The 17,714-nt window shown below is 71.2% G+C and carries 14 protein-coding genes; 8 read left to right on the top strand and 6 right to left on the bottom strand.

Annotated features, from left to right (window positions below; translation table 11 throughout):
- Positions 1 to 68: 68 nt before the first annotated feature.
- The 3 genes from GEV43_RS27905 (at position 69) to GEV43_RS27915 (ending at position 5,658) form a co-directional block, all read left to right on the top strand.
- The gene (locus GEV43_RS27905; protein WP_160823243.1) at positions 69 to 2,417 is read left to right on the top strand and encodes a SpoIIE family protein phosphatase; all 2,349 of its coding nucleotides are present in this window, start codon (positions 69 to 71) and stop codon (positions 2,415 to 2,417) included.
- Positions 2,418 to 2,673: 256 nt separating this feature from the next.
- Entirely contained in the window at positions 2,674 to 4,323 is a 1,650-nt protein-coding gene (locus tag GEV43_RS27910; protein ID WP_160823244.1) for an RNA polymerase sigma factor, read from the top strand.
- 315 nt (positions 4,324 to 4,638) lie between these two features.
- Positions 4,639 to 5,658: a hypothetical protein gene (locus GEV43_RS27915; protein WP_241683063.1), complete on the top strand. Its 1,020-nt coding sequence runs from the start codon at positions 4,639 to 4,641 to the stop codon at positions 5,656 to 5,658.
- A gap of 48 nt (positions 5,659 to 5,706) precedes the next feature.
- On the opposite strand, the gene GEV43_RS27920 is transcribed toward GEV43_RS27915, so the two are convergent.
- Positions 5,707 to 6,459, bottom strand: coding sequence for a YaaA family protein (locus tag GEV43_RS27920; RefSeq protein ID WP_160823245.1), 753 nt, complete (start codon positions 6,457 to 6,459; stop codon positions 5,707 to 5,709).
- A gap of 436 nt (positions 6,460 to 6,895) precedes the next feature.
- Between GEV43_RS27920 and GEV43_RS51200 the strand changes: the two genes are divergently transcribed.
- Entirely contained in the window at positions 6,896 to 7,255 is a 360-nt protein-coding gene (locus GEV43_RS51200; protein WP_241683064.1) for an N-acetyltransferase, read from the top strand.
- 186 nt (positions 7,256 to 7,441) lie between these two features.
- On the opposite strand, the gene GEV43_RS27930 is transcribed toward GEV43_RS51200, so the two are convergent.
- The 3 genes from GEV43_RS27930 to GEV43_RS27940 all read right to left on the bottom strand — a co-directional run bounded on the left by GEV43_RS27930 (position 7,442) and on the right by GEV43_RS27940 (position 9,893).
- Positions 7,442 to 7,675, bottom strand: a complete 234-nt coding sequence (locus GEV43_RS27930; protein ID WP_160823246.1) for a hypothetical protein — start codon at positions 7,673 to 7,675, stop codon at positions 7,442 to 7,444.
- A gap of 135 nt (positions 7,676 to 7,810) precedes the next feature.
- Entirely contained in the window at positions 7,811 to 8,887 is a 1,077-nt protein-coding gene (locus GEV43_RS27935) for an ABC transporter permease (protein WP_160823247.1), read from the bottom strand.
- Between the two features lie 103 nt (positions 8,888 to 8,990).
- On the bottom strand, positions 8,991 to 9,893 hold the full coding sequence (locus GEV43_RS27940; RefSeq protein ID WP_160823248.1) for an ABC transporter ATP-binding protein: 903 nt from the start codon (positions 9,891 to 9,893) through the stop codon (positions 8,991 to 8,993).
- A gap of 282 nt (positions 9,894 to 10,175) precedes the next feature.
- Between GEV43_RS27940 and GEV43_RS27945 the strand changes: the two genes are divergently transcribed.
- Together GEV43_RS27945 and GEV43_RS27950 are read left to right on the top strand one after the other, a co-directional pair.
- Positions 10,176 to 12,278 (top strand): type IIA DNA topoisomerase subunit B, encoded by a 2,103-nt coding sequence (locus GEV43_RS27945; RefSeq protein ID WP_160824810.1) that lies wholly within the window; start codon positions 10,176 to 10,178, stop codon positions 12,276 to 12,278.
- 107 nt (positions 12,279 to 12,385) lie between these two features.
- Complete coding sequence (locus GEV43_RS27950; RefSeq protein ID WP_160823249.1) at positions 12,386 to 12,811, top strand: hypothetical protein; 426 nt, start codon at positions 12,386 to 12,388, stop codon at positions 12,809 to 12,811.
- Between the two features lie 97 nt (positions 12,812 to 12,908).
- Here GEV43_RS27950 and GEV43_RS27955 read toward each other — a convergent pair whose 3' ends face one another.
- Together GEV43_RS27955 and GEV43_RS27960 are read right to left on the bottom strand one after the other, a co-directional pair.
- Positions 12,909 to 14,813 carry a CocE/NonD family hydrolase gene (locus GEV43_RS27955; protein WP_160823250.1) on the bottom strand — a complete coding sequence of 635 codons (1,905 nt, stop codon included), beginning with the start codon at positions 14,811 to 14,813 and terminating at the stop codon, positions 12,909 to 12,911.
- A gap of 158 nt (positions 14,814 to 14,971) precedes the next feature.
- Positions 14,972 to 15,862, bottom strand: coding sequence for a hypothetical protein (locus GEV43_RS27960; RefSeq protein WP_160823251.1), 891 nt, complete (start codon positions 15,860 to 15,862; stop codon positions 14,972 to 14,974).
- A 286-nt stretch (positions 15,863 to 16,148) separates the two neighbouring features.
- Here GEV43_RS27960 and GEV43_RS27965 point away from each other — a divergent pair, with 286 nt between their 5' ends.
- A complete protein-coding gene (locus GEV43_RS27965; RefSeq protein WP_160823252.1) occupies positions 16,149 to 16,631 on the top strand; it encodes a hypothetical protein in 483 nt (160 codons plus the stop codon).
- The gene (locus GEV43_RS55215; RefSeq protein WP_160823253.1) at positions 16,628 to 17,710 is read left to right on the top strand and encodes a histidine kinase; all 1,083 of its coding nucleotides are present in this window, start codon (positions 16,628 to 16,630) and stop codon (positions 17,708 to 17,710) included. Before GEV43_RS27965 ends, GEV43_RS55215 begins: the two co-directional genes overlap by 4 nt.
- The last annotated feature ends 4 nt before the right edge of the window (positions 17,711 to 17,714 follow it).

The raw sequence follows: 17,714 nt of genomic DNA on the forward strand, positions 1-17,714 counted from the left end.
TCCCATTCACTCATAGTGATGAAAACTTGCCGCGCGGTACGGGACCCTCTGGGGCGGAGGTGTTGTCCATGAGCACCGAGACGTCCGTTCCGCATCCCAGGGTCTCCGGGGTGGAGGGCCAGCCCATGGATGCGTCCGACGCCGCGCTGTACGCGACGTTGCTCAAGCAGGCGCCGGCCGGTCTGGCGTTCTTCGACACCGACCTGCGGTGCAGGCGGGCGAACGACGCGCTGGCGGCCATGCTGGGAGTGCCCGTACGGGAGCTGCAACAGCGGCGCCCCGCGGAGGTGCTCCCCGAAGCCCTGGCCAACGCGTTCGAGGACGCCTTGCGCAGGGCCCTCTCCGAGGACCGCCCCTTGGCCGAGAACGAGCTCGACCTGATCGTGCCCGCCGAACGCGCGGGCGCGGGGCCGAACTCCGCACCGGGCATCCCGGGCTCCGGCGAGCCGCGCCCGACCGTTCCGCCCCAGGCAGCAGGCCCGCCCGACGCCGCGTCCCTGGGCGACCAGCCCTCCGGTCCGGAGAACGTCCACGACACGGACACGGGCGGCGTGGCCTCGCGCGCGGAGGCGGAGGCCCTGCCGGTCGCGCCGGTCGCGCCGGTCCTGGCCGAGCCCCCGCCGGTCCCCGGCGTGGGCGAACGGATTCTGACGTGCACCTGGCTGCCCGCGCGCGGTTCCGACGGCAAGCCGGTCGGCGTCGTGCTCACCGCTCTCGACATGACCGAACGGCGCCGCGCCGAGGAGGTCATCCGGCGCAAGGAGCAGCGCTACCGCTCCCTGGTCGAGGCCAGCGCGCAGGTCGTGTGGGTCGCCGCGCCCGACGGCGGCGTGATCGACGACGCTCCCGAATGGCGCGCGATCACCGGCCAGACGCCCGACGACTACGCCGGCGGCGGCTGGCTGTCGGTCGTCCACCCCGAGGACCGGCCGCGCATCGAGGCGATCTGGCGCGAATGCGTGATCGACAACCGGGTCTTCGAGACCAACTACCGCGTCCGCACCAAGAGCGGCACCTACCGGCACTTCGACGTGCGCGCCGTGCCGATCTGGCGCGGGGACGCGGTGGTCGAGTGGGTCGGCGCCAACACCGACGTCACCGGCCAGCGCGAGGCCGAGGAGATGCGCGGGCGCCTCACCGAGCAGCTCTCGGCCGCGGCCCTGCGCACCGCGCGCCTCCAGCAGGCCACCTCGATGCTGGCCGAGGCGCTGACCGTCTCCCAGGTCGTCCAGGTGATCACCGAGGTCGGCCGGTCGGCGATCGGCGCCGACTACTCCGCCGTCGCGCTGCTCGACGACGACAAGCTGCGCCTCACGATCGTCACGCCGTCGCAGCCGGGCGCCGAGCACGAGGGGCGCACGGAGGGCCGGGGCGGCTCGCTGGACGACATCAAGGTCAGCGACCAGACCGTGCTGTCGGTCGCGGTCCGCGAGAGCCGGCCGTTCCTGGCCGAGCACCCCGACAGCCTCCGCCTCCAGCTCGGCAGGGACGAGACGGGCCTGTTCCTCCAGCACACCGAGGAGCGCGCGTGGGTGGGCCTGCCCCTGCTCGCGGCGGGCGCTCCGATAGGGGCGCTGCGGTTCTCCTTCACGCGCCCGCGGGAGATCACCGAGGAGGAGCGGGTCTTCCTGGAGGCCCTCGCCGGCCAGTGCGCTCTCGCGGTGGAACGCGCGCTGCTTTTCGAGCGCGAGCACAAGACCGCCGAGGAACTCCAGCGCAGCCTGCTGCCCAGCGACCTCCCGCAACTGCCCGGCATGGTGCTGGCCGCCCGGTACAACCCCGCCACCCGGCACGTTCAGGTGGGCGGCGACTGGTACGACGTGTTCCGCCTGCCGGACGACCGGCTCGCCGTCGCCGTCGGCGACGTGACGGGCAAGGGCGTTCTCGCGGCGGCCGGAATGGGACGCGTCCGCAACGCCCTGCGGGCGCTCGCCCTCAACGACCCCCGTCCCGCCGCGGTGCTCGCCGGACTCGACCGGCTTTTCAGCGCCACGGAGGACGAGGAGCAGTTCACCACGGTCGCGTACGCGGTCATCGATCCCGAGACCGGCCGGGGCGCGTTCAGCAACGCGGGCCATCCGCCACCGCTGCTGATCTCGCCCGACACGCCCGCTCGCGTCAGCACGCGCGAGCCCGGAACCCCGCTCGGCTGGCCCAGCCAACGACAGCAGACAAGTTTTTCCATCGAGACCGGCAACACTGTGGTCTTCTATTCCGATGGACTTGTGGAGAACCGTAGGCGTGGGGTGGACGCGGGGCTGGAGGAACTGGTCGCCGTCGCGGCGGACGCCCCACCTGAAGTGGTAGGAGATCCCGAGAGACTCGTCGACTTCCTGGTCGATCGGATGCTTGCCGGGTATGAGCAGGTAGACGATGTGACCGTACTTGCCCTGCACGTCCCGCCGAAGCCCGCGTGAGGCCCGCCGAAGACCGCGAGAAGACGGTGTAGTACGTACGAAGGACCGTCCCGCGCCCTCTAAGGTGGTGTGTTACCGGGCAGGACAGCCAAGCGGAATGCGCGGCCGTGCCAGAATGCTTGACCCTAGTAAGAGCGGGTACGCTGCGGTCCCGCACAAGGTGGTCTCGCCCAGGTGTGTGGTCCCACCCAGTGTGAGGCCGGGCCCGTCAGGGCACTTGGGTCAACCAAGCCACACGTTCGTTCGAGAGGTATTTGTGTCGCCTGCTAGCTCGACCTCGAAAGCGTCAGATCTGCACGAGCACGTCATCGCGCAACTGATCGAGCGTGGACGGTCCCAGGGTTACCTCGAAGCCGACGACGTACGACGTACGTTCGAGGAGGCCGACATCCCCGTGTCGAAGGCCTCCAGCATCCTGCGGAGCCTCAGCAAGGAGGGTGTGACCGTCATGGTGAGCGCTGCCGACTCCGCAGCGCCGAAGCGTCCGCGCAAGCGCGCGGCGCAGACGGCGCGCAGGCCCAAGACAGCCGCTGCCGCGAAAGAGCAGCCCGACACGGTGACCGCCGTCGTCAGCGACGACGACGTGCCCGAGGAGACCGCCGCGCCGAAGCCGGCGGCCCCGAAGCCCGGCCCGCCGCGCGCCAAGGGCGCGGCCAAGCCGAAGAAGGCCGCGGCCAAGAAGGGCGCGGCCCCCGCGGCCGCCGACCCGAAGGCCGCGGGCAAGAAGGACGACGACCCGGAGCTGGAGGACGACGTCGACGTCACCGACCTCGACGACGACCTCAAGGACCTCGAGGAAGAGCTGGTGGAGCCTGCGGCCGTCGAGGCCGACGACGCGGACACCCCCGACGAGGAGGTCCCGGCCGCCGTTCCGGCCGTGGCCAAGGCCGCCGCGAAGCCGGCGGAGGGCGCCGCCCCGGCCAATGAGGAGGAGGCGTTCGTCCTCGGCGACGACGACGAGGACGCTCCCGCCCAGCAGATCGCGGCCGCCGGCGCCACCGCCGACCCGGTCAAGGACTACCTCAAGCAGATCGGCAAGGTACCCCTGCTCAACGCCGAGCAGGAGGTGGAGCTCGCCAAGCGCATCGAGGCCGGGCTCTTCGCCGAGGAGCGCCTCGCCGCCGACGGCCCCGCGATGTCGGAGGAGGACCAGGAGGACTTCGAGTGGATCGCCGAGGACGGGCGCCGCGCGAAGAACCACCTCCTTGAGGCCAACCTCCGGCTGGTCGTCTCTCTCGCCAAGCGCTACACCGGGCGCGGGATGCTGTTCCTGGACCTCATCCAGGAGGGCAACCTCGGCCTGATCCGCGCCGTCGAGAAGTTCGACTACACCAAGGGCTACAAGTTCTCCACGTACGCCACCTGGTGGATCCGGCAGGCGATCACGCGCGCGATGGCCGACCAGGCCCGCACCATCCGCATCCCGGTGCACATGGTCGAGGTCATCAACAAGCTCGCGCGCGTGCAGCGGCAGATGCTCCAGGACCTGGGCCGCGAGCCCACCCCGGAGGAGCTGGCCAAGGAGCTCGACATGACCCCTGAGAAGGTCGTCGAGGTCCAGAAGTACGGCCGTGAGCCGATCTCCCTGCACACGCCGCTGGGCGAGGACGGCGACAGCGAGTTCGGAGACCTCATCGAGGACTCCGAGGCCATCGTCCCCGCCGACGCGGTCAGCTTCACGCTGCTCCAGGAGCAGCTCCACTCGGTGCTCGACACGCTCAGCGAGCGCGAGGCGGGCGTGGTGTCGATGCGGTTCGGCCTGACCGACGGCCAGCCGAAGACGCTCGACGAGATCGGCAAGGTCTACGGGGTGACGCGCGAGCGCATCCGCCAGATCGAGTCGAAGACCATGTCGAAGCTGCGCCACCCGTCGCGTTCGCAGGTCCTGCGCGACTACCTCGACTGACCGTTCCCGCCGGGGGAGACCTCGGCTGAGCGTTGGTCGGGCCGGGCTTTCGCCTGTCCCGATGCGTCTCCAGGGGCCTGCGTCCGCACGGACGCAGGCCCCTGGAGCATGGGTGCGTCCGGACCGCGTTACGCACGTGTTGAGCGCCCGCCCGGAGATCATCCGTTTTCCGTTGACACGGGGAAAAATTCCAGGTCATCAGGCTTTTGGGCATGTAACACACTTTTAACGTCGGGGTAGCGTTCGCCGCCTTGACCGTTCCTACGCTTCCGCGCCATGGGACTGATGGAGCTTGACCGGGCGCCTGGAGGTTCGGTGGAGCGGAGCACCCTCGGCGCGGGCCCGCCGTCCCGCGCCCGCGCGGTCCAGGTGGTCGTCGGGCGCCCGTGGCGCGATCCGGTGCTCGACCAGGCCGTCAACGCCGTCAGGGACCGTTTCATGCGGCTCGGCGCGCACGCCCTGGCCGAGGCCCGAGCCGACGTCGAACTCCGCTCACAGCGCGTTGAGGCGCTCGCCAAGGCCGCCTGCGGGCTGAGCCGGGGCATCGAGATGCTGGTCTCCGAGGATCCGTCCAATCCCGACCTGTGGCTGTGGCTCGGCCGCACCCGGGTCGAGGAGGCGTGGCGGATCCGCCCGGACGCGCGCGCACGAGCCGTACAGGCCGCCGGCTACAAGGCGTACACGACCACCATGCGTGCCGCCCGGGATCCGCTCATGCGGGCGGCGTCGCTATGGCCGGAGGATCCCGTCCCCTGGGAGGCGATGCTCTGGCTGGCCCTCGGGCTGGACGCCGACCGGGAGGAGAAGGACGCCCTCTGGGCGCAGGCCAACAGCCGTTACCCCACCCTGTACGGCGCGCACGTGGCGCGCGTCGTCAGCCTCTCCCCGCAGTGGGGCGGGCTGCCGGAGGAGATGTTCGACTTCGCGCGCGTGGCCCTGAGCACGGCCTCGCGCGAGGATCCGAGGGCGGCGCTCATCCCGCTGGCCTACTTCGAGTACTTCGTCCAGGAGCGGTCGGGCCTCATCCGCGGATCGTCGTCCTGGTTCTCTCAGGAGGAGTGCCGGGACGTGGAGGCGGCCGCGCGCGGCTGGTTCGAGGGGCGCGCCCCCATCCCAGGACGATCGAGGCGCACAACCTCTTCGGCGCGGCGTTCCATCTGGCGGACGCGCGCCGTCCCGCCCGCCAGCACCTCCTGCGGACGCTGGGCCGTCCCAGCAGCCTGCCCTGGACGTACCTGGGCGGTGATGAGGTCGGGCAGTACGTCAAGGCGCTCCGCCACCTCAATGTCACCACGGCTTAGCCGTCGCGCCGACGGAGAGGCCGGCGGGGAGTAGGGGCGGGACGTGGTGTGCGCTATGGGCGGCAGGGACGGGCTGGGCGGGTCAGTTGGGGAGGATGATGTCCAGGTTGGTGCCGTTCAGTTCGGCGATGTGGCCCTGGCCCGCCACCGCTTTCTGGAGTTCCTCCGGTGTACGGGGCTTGGCGCCCGCCTGAAGGAGGTCGTGCGCGACCTTTCCGCGGGTCGCCTTGGCCATGTGGCTGACCACGGTCCGTTTCGGTACGCCGCCGAGGATGCGTTCGCGGAACACCCGTACGGCCACGGCCGGCTGTGGGGCTTTCCAGGCGGACGCGTAGGGGCCGGAACGCATGTCGACGACCAGTTCCCCGTCCGGGGGCAGGGCCTCCTTCAGGGCGGGCCTCCACAGCGCGGCGAGGGTGCCGCCCGGAGGGAGCGTCACGCCCATGGCCAGGCGGTACGGGGGGATGCGGTCGGTCAGCCGGAGCGCGCCCCACAGCCCGGAGAAGACGATGATCTGCTCGTCGGCCGCACGGCGCGCCCGCTTGCCGAGGTCCGCCAGGGCGAGCTGGTCGTAGAGGACTCCGGTGTAGAGCCTGCTGACGGGCAGGGTCGGCGCCTTGTAGAGGGCCCGGTTCCGGGCCAGCGCCTCGTCGGCCTGCCCCTTGGGAAGGGCGAGGATGTCCTGCGCGTCGTCCCGCTCGCTCACCTCCGCGAGGGCCGCCAGCACGTGCTCGCGCGTCGGGTTCAGACCCGGAAAGCTGAGCGACGCGAGATCGAGCGGAGGGCCGTCGCCGTCGACGGCCTTCTTCTCCGATGGCGGCAGCAGGATGTGCACGGTCCCCCCGAAAGCGCGATGGGCCGACGCCCCGTCTAGGGTGCGGCGTCATGGACTGCCGGACGGACCTGCGCCTCGATGAGCTCGACGAACTGGTAGCGGCGGCCTGGCCCGCACCGTACGCCCAGGATATTGGGGGCTGGGTGCTGCGCCACGCCGACGGGGTCACCAAGCGCGCCAACTCGGTGCTGCCCCTGGCCGATCCGGCCGATGTGGACGACGCCATCGCGCGCGCGGAAGGGTTCTACACCGAACGCGGCCTGCCGACCGTGTTCTCTCTGAGCGAACAGGCCCGCCCCAGCGGGCTTGACGGGCTTCTGGAGGCTCGCGGCTACGGGCTCGTTGACCCGACCCTGGCGATGGTCGCGGACCTCTCGGGGAGTGCGACAACGGCCGGGATCGGCGATGTCGTGGTGGAGGACGCGCCTACGCCGGAATGGCTCGAACGGTGGTGGGCCGTCGACGGCCGATACGCCGACCGGCTTCCGATGGCCGCCAGGATCCTCACCGGCGTGTCGGCCGGGTACGCCTCGCTGGAGGACGTCGCGGTCGGACGGGGCGTTCCGCAGGGGAGTGGCTCGGAATCTACGCGATGGCGGTCGCTCCCGAGGCGCGGCGCAGGGGGCTCGCCCGGCGTGTCCTGCGCGCGCTCATGGCGTGGGGACGCGAACGCGGCTGCACCCGCGCGTACCTGGTCGTCGTCGAACGGAACGAGGCGGCGCGCGCCCTGTACGAGAGCGAAGGATTCGAGCCGGCGGGCGGCTATCACTACCGGGTACGTCCGGTGCGCCCCTGAAACGTCCGAACGTCGTGCCGAAGGCTGACTCATGCTGACCTGGCGTGTTTGGCGAATGCGTACCGTAGCCAATTAGTCACTATTTGAAGTCAGCGCGAATCGTGCCATACGGAGGGATCGCTGAAAAACGTGACGGCGGCCACCCGAGCGGGCGGCCGCCGTGCGACGGAATGTGTATTTGTAGGCCTACCGCTCGTCGTCGGGGGCGGTGGCGGTTGCGGTTTCGTTCAGCCTGTCGGTCTCATCGTGAATGTCGGCCCCGTTGGAGCGGAGGGCCTCTGCGTACTTGCGCCCGTGGTGGGCGCAGAACAGAAGGTCGCCGCCGCCTACGAGGACTGCGCGGATGTAGGCCTGGGCACCGCAGCGGTCGCAACGGTCGGCGACGGTCAGCGGCTTGGTTGGGGCAAGGGCTCCAGTCACGGCACCTTCCTCATGCTCGGGGTCGGTACTTAGGAGAACATCTAACCCGACGTGGACGTTCCCAATCTGCTTCTTCGTACGCCCACAGCAGAATGGGGTCATAAGTGACCGACGTCACACGCCCCTCCCCGCGTGTTATGCGTCGTCCCATCGGAACAGCCGCGTGGCGACCACGGCGCCCACCACGGCGACGCCCAGCAGGACGCCGATTTGCGGCAGCGCCGAAGTCGGTCCGAGCCCGCGGCCCATGACGTTCAGCATGCCCTCATTCAGGTACCGGAGGGGGAAGATGTACGAAATGGCCTTGAGCCATCCGGGCGCGGCGTCCAGCGGGAAGAACGAGCCCCCGAGGAACGCCATCGGCAGCACGACGAGCTGGGTGACGGCCTGCGCGGTCTCCTGCGTCTTGGCCCACGCCCCGATCACCATCCCGATCGACAGGAACGCCAGGACGCCGGACACCACCATCGGGACGGCCATCCACCAGGCGTTCTGGAGCTTCAGGCCGAAGAACGGGAGCTGGGCCACGGCCAGGAACAGTGCGAGCTGGACGAGGGCCACGCCGATGCTCACCGCCACACGCGCGCCGAACACCGTCGAGATGGGCGCGGGGGACAGCCGCAGCCGGCGCAGGATCCCCTTGGTGCGCCACGTGACGAGCGTCTGGGACGCGCCGAACACGCCCGCCGACGCCAGGGCCCATCCGAGGAGGCTCGGCGTGAAGAACTGGATGGCCTTGAGCGAGTCGTCCTCGACCGCCTGCGAGGCCATGTTGTAGGTCGGGGCCTTCCCGGACGCCGCCTGGTTGGCGGACTGCACGATCGAGTCGAGCAGGCCCCGGGCCGTCCCGGCCTTCACCTGGTCGGCGGCCGAGTAGTGGACGGTCAGCTGGTTGCCCCGCTGCTCCACCGCCGCGTCGGCGTCGCCCTTCTCCACCTTCTTCAGGGCGGCGGACCGGTCGGTCTTCCTGGTGAGCTTCAGGGTCTTGCCGAGCCCGCCGCCGGAGTCGTGCGCGAGGGCCTGCTCCAGCACGGGGACCGGCCCGACCGCGATCACGTTCACCTTGGAGGTGGTCTGCTTCCCGAAGATCCCGCCGAAGATGACCAGGAACATCAGCGGGAACAGCACCGTGAAGAACAGCGCCCCCTTGTCCCTCCGGAATCCCAGGAACATCGCCCGCGAGAGGCTTTTGAAGCTGTCGAACGTGCTCATCGGCCTGCTCCGCTCGTGCCGGTACCGGATTTCGCGCCGGCGGGGGACGCCGCCTCCGTGGGCGACGCCGTGCCGGTGGGGGACGGGGCGTGGGTGGTGGGCGTCACGCGCGGTACTCCCGTCCGGTCAGCTCCAGGAAGACGTCCTCCAGCGTGGCGCCGTGGATCTGCACGCCCGTGAGCGCGTCCTTGGCGGCCATGGCCGCGACCACGGCGGACGGGTCGCGGGTGGAGATGATCAGGGACACGCCGTCGTCGGAGACCTCGTCCGCGCCGGGCAGGCCCCGGGCGTCCTCGACGGGCAGCGTCCCGGTGGCCACGCTGATCCGCGCGGGGGCATCCAGGCCCCGCACGAGCGTGGCGGGAGGGCCGAGCCGCAGGATCCGGCCCCGGTCCATGATCGCGACACGGTCGCAGAGGATCTCGGCCTCGTCCATGTAGTGCGTGGTCAGCACGATCGTCCGGCCCTCGGTGTTGATCTCCCGGAGCACGTCCCACAGGTTGCGGCGCGCCTGCGGGTCCAGGGCGGCGGTCGGCTCGTCCAGGAAGACCAGCTCGGGGTCGTGGACGAGGGCGCACGCGATGGACAGCCGCTGGGCCTGCCCGCCGGACAGCTTCTCCACCGGCACATCGGCCTTGTCGTCGAGCCCGACCGTCTCCAGCATCGCGTCGGCCTTCTTCGCCGGCACCCCGTAGAGGGAGCCGAACGTCTGGAGCTGCTCGCGCGCGGTGAGCCGCTCGAAGAACGAGGACGCCTGGAGCTGCACGCCTATCCGCGGCAGCAGTCTCGCGTTGCGCGGCCAGGGCGGCAGTCCCAGTACCGAGACCTCGCCCTCGTCGGCCTCGCGGAGGCCCTCGATGATCTCGAGCGTGGTGGTCTTGCCGGCCCCGTTGGGCCCGAGGATCCCGAAGAACTCGCCTTCGTCCACCTCGAAGGAGACTCCGTCGACGGCCTGCACGTCCCCGTAGCGTTTGCGCAGGCCATCGACGCCGATCGTGTATGCCATGCCTCAGGACGATAGAGAGGAACCGGGGCGGAACGGATCCATCCCCTGGTGGACACCGCTTCTCCACCTGGACGCGCGACGTAGCCTCTGAGGGGGCCTCCGCACGGGCCGTCCGATCGGGCGGCGGCCGTGCGACCGCCCGTGCGGGCCGTTGGAACGGGCCGCCGGCGGCCGGGCGAAACGGGCACGCGATCTTGCCGCGCTGGCGAGCCTGCGGGGAGAGTGTCGGTGGCCGGGGGTACCCTGCTGCCGAATGTCCTGACCCCCGAGGAGCACACGCAGTTGACCGCCGCGACCGCCACAGAGCCCCTGAACACCGGGCCCACCGACGACACGCAAGGCTACTCCGCCCGGCACCTCTCGGTGCTGGAGGGGCTGGAGGCCGTGCGCAAGCGACCCGGCATGTACATCGGGTCGACAGACAGCCGTGGCCTGGCCCACTGCCTGTGGGAGATCGTCGACAACTCCGTCGACGAGGCCCTGGCAGGCCACTGCACCCACCTCAGCGTGATCATGCACGCCGACGGCTCGTTCGAGGTCGGTGACAACGGGCGCGGCATCCCCGTCGACATCGAGCCGAAGACCAAGCTGTCGGGCGTCGAGCTGGTCATGACCCGCCTGCACGCGGGGGGCAAGTTCGGCGGCGTGTCCTACACCGCGTCCGGCGGCCTGCACGGCGTCGGCGCGTCCGTCGTCAACGCCCTGTCCGCCCGCCTCGACGTGGAGGTCGACCGGGACGGCCACACCCACGCGATCAGCTTCCGGCGCGGCCTGCCCGGCGAGTTCGCCGACGACGGGCCCAAGGCCAAGTTCAAGAAGAAGTCGGGCGTCCGGCAGGTCCGCAAGGTCGCGCGGCGCACCACCGGCAACCGCACGCGGTTCTGGCCCGACCTCCAGATCTTCCTCAAGGACGCCACGGTCGAGCAGTCCCTGGTCATGGACCGGATGCGGCAGACCGCGTTCCTCATCCCCGGGCTGACCATCGAGGTGCGCGACGAGCGCGGCGAGGAGGTCGTCGAGGAGACGTTCCGCTTCGACGGCGGCATCAGCGAGTTCTGCTCCTACCTCGCCAAGGACGCCCCGCTGGTCGACGTGCTCCGGCTCCAGGGCCGGGGCCACTTCACCGAGACCGTTCCGGTGCTCGACGAGCACGGCCACCTCACCCCCACCGACGTCGAGCGCGACCTGGAGGTCGACGTCGCGCTGCGCTGGGGCACGGGCTACGACACCATCACCAAGTCGTTCGTCAACGTCATCGCCACGCCCAAGGGCGGCACGCACGTGCAGGGCTTCGACCGCGCCCTGGTCAAGGTCCTCAACGAGCAGCTGCGCGCCAGCAAGCTGCTGAAGAACGGCGACGAGAACGTCCTCAAGGACGACATCCTCGAAGGGCTCACGGCCGTCGTGACCGTACGGCTGCCCGAGCCGCAGTTCGAGGGGCAGACCAAGGAGATCCTCGGCACGTCCGCCGCGACGCGCATCGTGACGCAGGTCGTCTCCAAGGAGCTCAAGAACGTCTTCGACAACCCGCCGCGCGGGCAGAAGCAGCCGCTGCGCGCCGTTCTGGAGAAGGTGGTGGGCGCGGCCAAGACCCGCATCGCCGCCCGCACCCAGCGTGACAACCAGCGCCGCAAGAACGCCCTGGAGAACTCGGCGCTCCCGGCCAAGCTGGTCGACTGCCGCACCGCCGACGAGCGCAGCGAGCTGTTCATCGTCGAGGGCGACTCGGCGCTCGGCACCGCCAAGCTGGCCCGCAACTCCGAGTTCCAGGCGCTGCTGCCCATCCGCGGCAAGATCCTCAACGTGCAGAAGGCGTCCGTCGCCGACATGCTCAAGAACGCCGAGTGCGCCGCGATCATCCAGGTGATCGGCGCGGGGTCGGGCCGCACGTTCGACCTCGACCAGTCCCGCTACGGCCGCGTGGTGATCCTCGCCGACGCCGACGTGGACGGCAGCCACATCCGGTGCCTGCTGCTGACGCTCTTCTACCGCTACATGCGCCCGATGCTGGAGACGGGCCGCATCTTCTCCGCCGTCCCGCCGCTGCACCGCATCGAGCTGATCAAGCCCAAGAAGGGCCAGGACAAGTACATCTACACCTACACCGACGCCGAGCTCCGCCGCAGGCTGGTCGAGCTCGAGCGCAAGGGCCAGCGCTGGAAGGAGCCGATCCAGCGCTACAAGGGCCTCGGTGAGATGGACGCCGACCAGCTCGCGGAGACCACCCTCGACCCGCGCCACCGCATGCTGCGGCGCATCCGCGTCGAGGACGCCGAGGAGGCCGCCAAGGTGTTCGACCTGCTGATGGGCAGCGAGGTCGCCCCCCGCCGCGAGTTCATCACGGCGGGCGCCTCCGAGCTGGACGCCGAACGCATCGACGTCTGAACGCACCCGGCCCGTGGCGGGCGCAACCCCCGAACCTTGGGATACTGCGCCCGCCCGGCCGCGGCGAGGCTGACTCCTGCACGGTTCGTCATCGAACAGGAGGCACCATGTTCAGCAGACTCGCCATGGCCGGCCTGACCCTCGCCGCGGGCGCGAGCGTCCTGGCCGCGGCTCCCGCGGCCGACGCCGCGCCCGCCGCACCGGTCTCCGCGCAGAGGGCGCTCGCCGCGCCCTCCTTCAACGCGAGCGGCCGCTACTCCGTCTTCCAGAGCAACGGGGCCACCGTGACGGTCAACATGACCCAGGACGGCAGCGGCAGGCTCTTCGGGTCCGCGTCGTTCAGCGGAGGAGTCGGGACGGTCGAGGAGGGAGAGGTGGAGGGCACCGGCATCTCCTTCACCGTCCAGTGGTCCTACGGGGCGCGGGGACGCTACGTCGGCTCGCTGGGCTCCGACAGGCGCCTGTCCGGAACCACCTTCGACCTGAACAACCCGTCCAGCCAGGCGACCTGGTTCACCCAGCGCACCTTCTGAACCGGGACCGGCGGATTCCCGTCCTCAGGCCCCGCGCGTGGCAGGCGTGGGGGCCTGAGCGGTCATGGCCGCTCTCGCCGTCGAGGGGGGAGCGCGGTCAGGAGGGGTGGACGGGGAGGGCGACCCAGGACGGGTTCTCCGGGTCGTGCCAGAGCTTGAGGCCGTTGCCGATCGAGTCGCCGAGCTGGGGGAGCGGCGGGAACAGGTGCGGGAAGTCGGCCGTCTGGACCGAGATCCGCAGGCGGTGCCCGGCCTTGATCACTCCGGCCGCGGGGAAGACCTCCACGTCGACCGCGACCGGCCGGTCCTTCGGCATGGGCTTCGCCGAGGCCCTGGTGAACGGGTGGTACGGCTGCGTGACCAGGCCGTCCCGCCGGACGGTCCGTCCGGCGTCGAGGGCCCGCAGCGACAGCACCTGCCAGCCGGACGTGAGCTGGGTGGCCTTGCCGTCCGGCGCGACGTCCTCCAGGCGCACGGTGAGCTGGCCGTCCTTGGCGGCGCTGGAGACGGTGAGGTGCGCGTTGACGGGGCCGGTGAGGCGCAGCGGCTTGGCGACGGGGAGGTCGTAGGCGACGCCGAGCCTGTCGTTCCCGCTGTTGTCGTGCTCGCAGGACAGCCCGAGCAGCTTGAGGAAGCCCGCGCCCGCCCACTGCACGGTGGAACGGGAGCAGAGTCCCGCGAACGGGTTCCAGGGAACGGGGTCCGGGCCGCTGCCCTTCGCTTTGGCGGTCGTCAGCGTTCCGGGGCGGCCCGGCTTGGCGGAGCCGTTGAGGTGGAACGCCCGGTAGCGGACGTCGGCGGGAGGCCACTGGGCGGACGTCCTCCACCGGCCCGAGCCGTTCTCGAAGTAGGTGACCGGGGCGACGTCCTTGTTGAGTGCCTTGTCGGGGGTCTGCCGTACGTAGCGGTCGAACCAGCGCAGCATCTGCTCCTGGATCGGCGGTCCGGGAGGGACGGGCGTGCCCGGGATGGTGATGCCGAGCGCTGGCGAGGCGCCGTCGATGTGGTACCAGGGGCCGTACACGAATCGCGCCGGTACGCGCTTGGCGAGCCGCTGGTAGAGCATCGGCTCGCTGCGCTGGAAGAGGTCGAACTCGCCCCCGACCAGATAGGTCGGCACGTTCACCTTGTCCACGACCTCAAGCGGCGAGCGTTCCCTGTAGAACGGGCCGTCGAACGCCTTGTCCCCGCCCGTGAGCGCGTTGAAGAGCATCGCGATCTGGAACTCGCCGATGTTGCCGAAATGCTCCTGGAGCACCTTCAGCGCCTTCTGAGGATTCGCGCCGGAGTACGTGGGCGGCAGCAGCCCGGTTCCGCCCACGGCGGCCAGCCACATCGGAACGAACCCCAGGCCGAGCTGCCCGCCCGTCCCGATGACGTCGCGGTAGGCGTCGCCCATCGGCACCACAGGGAACAGCGCCTTGAGGCCCTTCGGGCGTTGCGCGGCCGTGAAAATCTGGTTGATGCCGCCGTACGAGGCGCCGACCATGCCGACCCGGCCGTCGCTCCAGGGCCGTGCGTTCGACGCGGCCCATTCCACGACTTCCTTGCCGTCCCGCTGCTCGCGTGCGCTGAACGCCTCCCATTTCCCGCGCGAGCCGCCCGTGCCCCTGACGTCCGCCACGATCTGGACGTATCCGCGCTTGACGAGGTATTCGCTGGCCATGTTCGCGCCGGGCAGGGTCTTGTTGTACGGCGTCAGCGTCACGATGACCGGGAACCGTCCGGGCGCCGCCTTGCCGTTGCGGGCGGGACGCCTGATGTCGGCGACGAGTTCGGTTCCGTCGCTCATCCGGAGAACGACGTCGCGTTCGATGGCGACGTCGTAGGTGGCGGGGCGGGCCGTCCATCCGGACGGGGCCGCGGCGGGCCTGCCGCCCTGCGCGGGCGCGGCGTTCCGCGCGGCGGTGGGGTGCGTAGGGCTCGCGTGTGCGGGGACGGCGCCGCCGAGGGCGAGCGCGGTGACGGCGAGCGGTGTGGTCCAGCGGGTGGCGCGACGCATCCGGCGTACCTCCAGGCACGAGTTTCCCGCCGGTAACGTAATGGATCGCTTACCGGGGGAACAAGTACTGACGTTCAGTCCAGTAGCGGCCGGAGGGCGTGCGCGGGCGGCGGGAGCGGGGCCGGGGCCGTTCGGCGGGGTGGACGGCCCCGGGGCGGTCAGCCGATCTTGAGGGCGCGGAGCCGGTCGAGCGGGTTCTGACGGGCGCCGGAACGGGCCGCCCGCGCGCTCGGGGCCGCGTACTGGCCGAGGGCGATGTAGGTGTTGAACGACGCCGCGTTCTTGCCGGACGGCGACGGGAGGCCGACCTTCCAGTCGATGAGCGGGCCGGGCAGGCCGCAGCCCGCGGTCTTCGGCACCGCGAACGCGCTGTCCTCCGCCGGACCGTTCAGCACGGTCGGGTGGCCGAACGGGTCGGCGGGGTCGCCCGGGTCGACGATCGTGACCTTGCTGAAGTCGACGGCGAGGTCCAGCTTCATCGGGTCCTTCTTCGAGCCGATGAAGCAGCCGGCGCCCAGCGCGTCGTTCCTGATCTTGATCTTCAGCCCGATCTTGGCGTTGGGCAGCTCGAACTCGAACCCGCCCGCGTACTTGGCCTGCACCTCCACCTTGAAGAACGGCAGGTCGTCGGTGCCCGGGATCGGCAGGCCGAGCAGGCCCGTCACCCCGCCCGGCACCTTCATCGGCCTGCCGGACATCCGCACGCTCGTGATCTTGCTGTTCTCCGAGGGGGACGCCTGGGTCGCCTGGACGACGATCCGCAGCGGCTTGCTGATCTGCTGGCTGAGGCCGCCGAGCTTCATCGTCCCGTCCGTGACGACGAGGCCGAGGCACACGGCGAGCGCCGGGTCCTGGCCGGCGGGCAGCGGCGCGCACTCCTTCTTGAAGTCGAAGGCGGGCACCTGCGGCGCGGCGGCCTGGTTCCGGGCCTGCGGCTGGGACGGGACGGACGGCCTCGGCGCGGCGGCGTTCGCGGGAACGGCGAGCGCGCCCGCCAGTGCGAGGCCGGCGGGCGCCGCCGCCAGGGCGGCGCGGGTGGAGGGCTTCACGGGATTCGATGGACCTTTCCAGGATGGAGTACGCCCAGGCCGAAGGCTTGGATCGCTCCAGAAACGACTCGCCCGACTGCTGTGGCAGGAGTGAGCGAGGGGACACCAAATTGAAAAACGCTCACGTTTTTAAAGCAAGCAGCACGGATGGCCGGATCCGGCCACCTCCGGCCGTGGACAAGGGCGGCCCGCGGCCGTTCTCGGGGACTCCACCCGCCGGTGGAGGGCGCGAAGTCCAGCCCCGCTCCGATCCGTTCGGCGGGGCGCGCTCCGTAGCGTCGTCGGCATGAACCTGCTCGACAACGCCCTCATCGCGATCGCCGTCCTGAGCCTGATCCTCTACAGGCAGGTCCAGGCGGAGCGGATCGACGAGCGCAGGATGCTCACGCTCCCGGCCGTTCTGCTGATCGTCGGGCTCGCGCAGGGCGGGCTCGTGGACCGGGCGCACCCGGCCGTCGGCGGCGCGCTGCTCGCCGCCGGGATCGTCCTGGCGCTGGCCGGGGGCGGCCTGCGGGCGGCGACCGTGCGGGTCTGGCGGGACGGGACGGGCTCGCTCTGGCGGCGCGGCGGCGCGTGGACGGTCGCGGTGTGGCTGCTGTCGCTCGCGGCGCGCGCGGGCGTGATCGCGCTCGGGTACGCGGCGGGCGTCAGGCCCGGCACGGGCGACATCCTGGTCTTCCTCGGGCTGTCGCTGCTCGTCCAGAACCTCGTCGTCCTCTGGAGGGCGCGCCGCGTGGACGGAGCCGCACCGGTTAGCGTCGTGTCGTGACTCTCGCCGACCGGTTCCGCCGGAGGCCGTCGCAACGCCTCGCGCGGCTGACCGTCGTGGTCATCGCGCTGCTGTGGGGCGGCGGCGCGTACGTGCGGAGCCTGTTCCACTCCGAGCCCCGGCCGGCCCTGGAAGGGGTCGGCCTGCTCCTCGTCGTGCTGAACGCGACGACGGCCGCGATGCTGGTCGGCGCGATCGTCCTCAGGAACTGCGGGGACGCGCCGTGGCGGCGGACCGCGGCCGTGGCGCTGCTGCTGGGTTCGATGGCCGCCTCGCTGTGTCTGTACGCGCTCTCCCCGCACGGCGGCGGGGGGATCGTCTTCTCGATGATCGCGCTCTGGACGCTGGTGGGCGTGGCCAGCACGTTCTGGGGCGTCGCCCTGGGCGCGGTGACGATCGTCGCCGTGGGGACGCTCGGGGCGGTGTCCGAGCGGCACCACATCGACTTCGGGCTCCTGGCCGCGTTCGCCGGGGTGACGCTCGGCTCCCTCGCGAGCGTCCAGCGGGAGGCCGCGCTGGACGCCACGCGCCGGGCCGAGGCCGCCAACGCCATGCTGGGCGAACGGTCCCGCATCGCCCGGGAGATTCACGACATCCTGGCGCACTCGCTGTCCGCGCAGATCGTCCACCTGGAGGGCGCCCGGATGCTGCTGGCCCGCGACGGCGACCGGGTACGGGCCCTCGACCGCGTCGAACGGGCCCAGCGCCTCGCGCGCTCGGGCCTGGAGGAGACCCGGCGGGCGCTCGCGACCCTGCGCGGGGACGCGCCCGAACCCGAGCAGGCCCTCGCCGAGCTGGCCGAGGAGTTCCACGCCAGCACCGGCCGGGCCTGCGAGGTCGAGGTGGCCGGCACGCCCCGCGAGCTGTCGCCGCAGGCCGGCCTGGCGGTGATCCGGACGGCCCAGGAGGCGCTGACGAACGTCCGCAGGCACGCTCCGGGGGCCCGCGCCCGCATCGTCCTGCGCTACGGGGACGGCGCCGTGGAGCTCGACGTGACCGACACCGGCGGCACCGAGCCCGTCCTGGAGGCCCCGGCGGCGGGTACGGGCTGGTGGGCATGCGGGAGCGGGCGGAGCTGATCGG

The organism is Actinomadura sp. J1-007, from assembly GCF_009793335.1.
In the GTDB taxonomy this organism is placed as follows: domain Bacteria; phylum Actinomycetota; class Actinomycetes; order Streptosporangiales; family Streptosporangiaceae; genus Spirillospora; species Spirillospora yumaensis.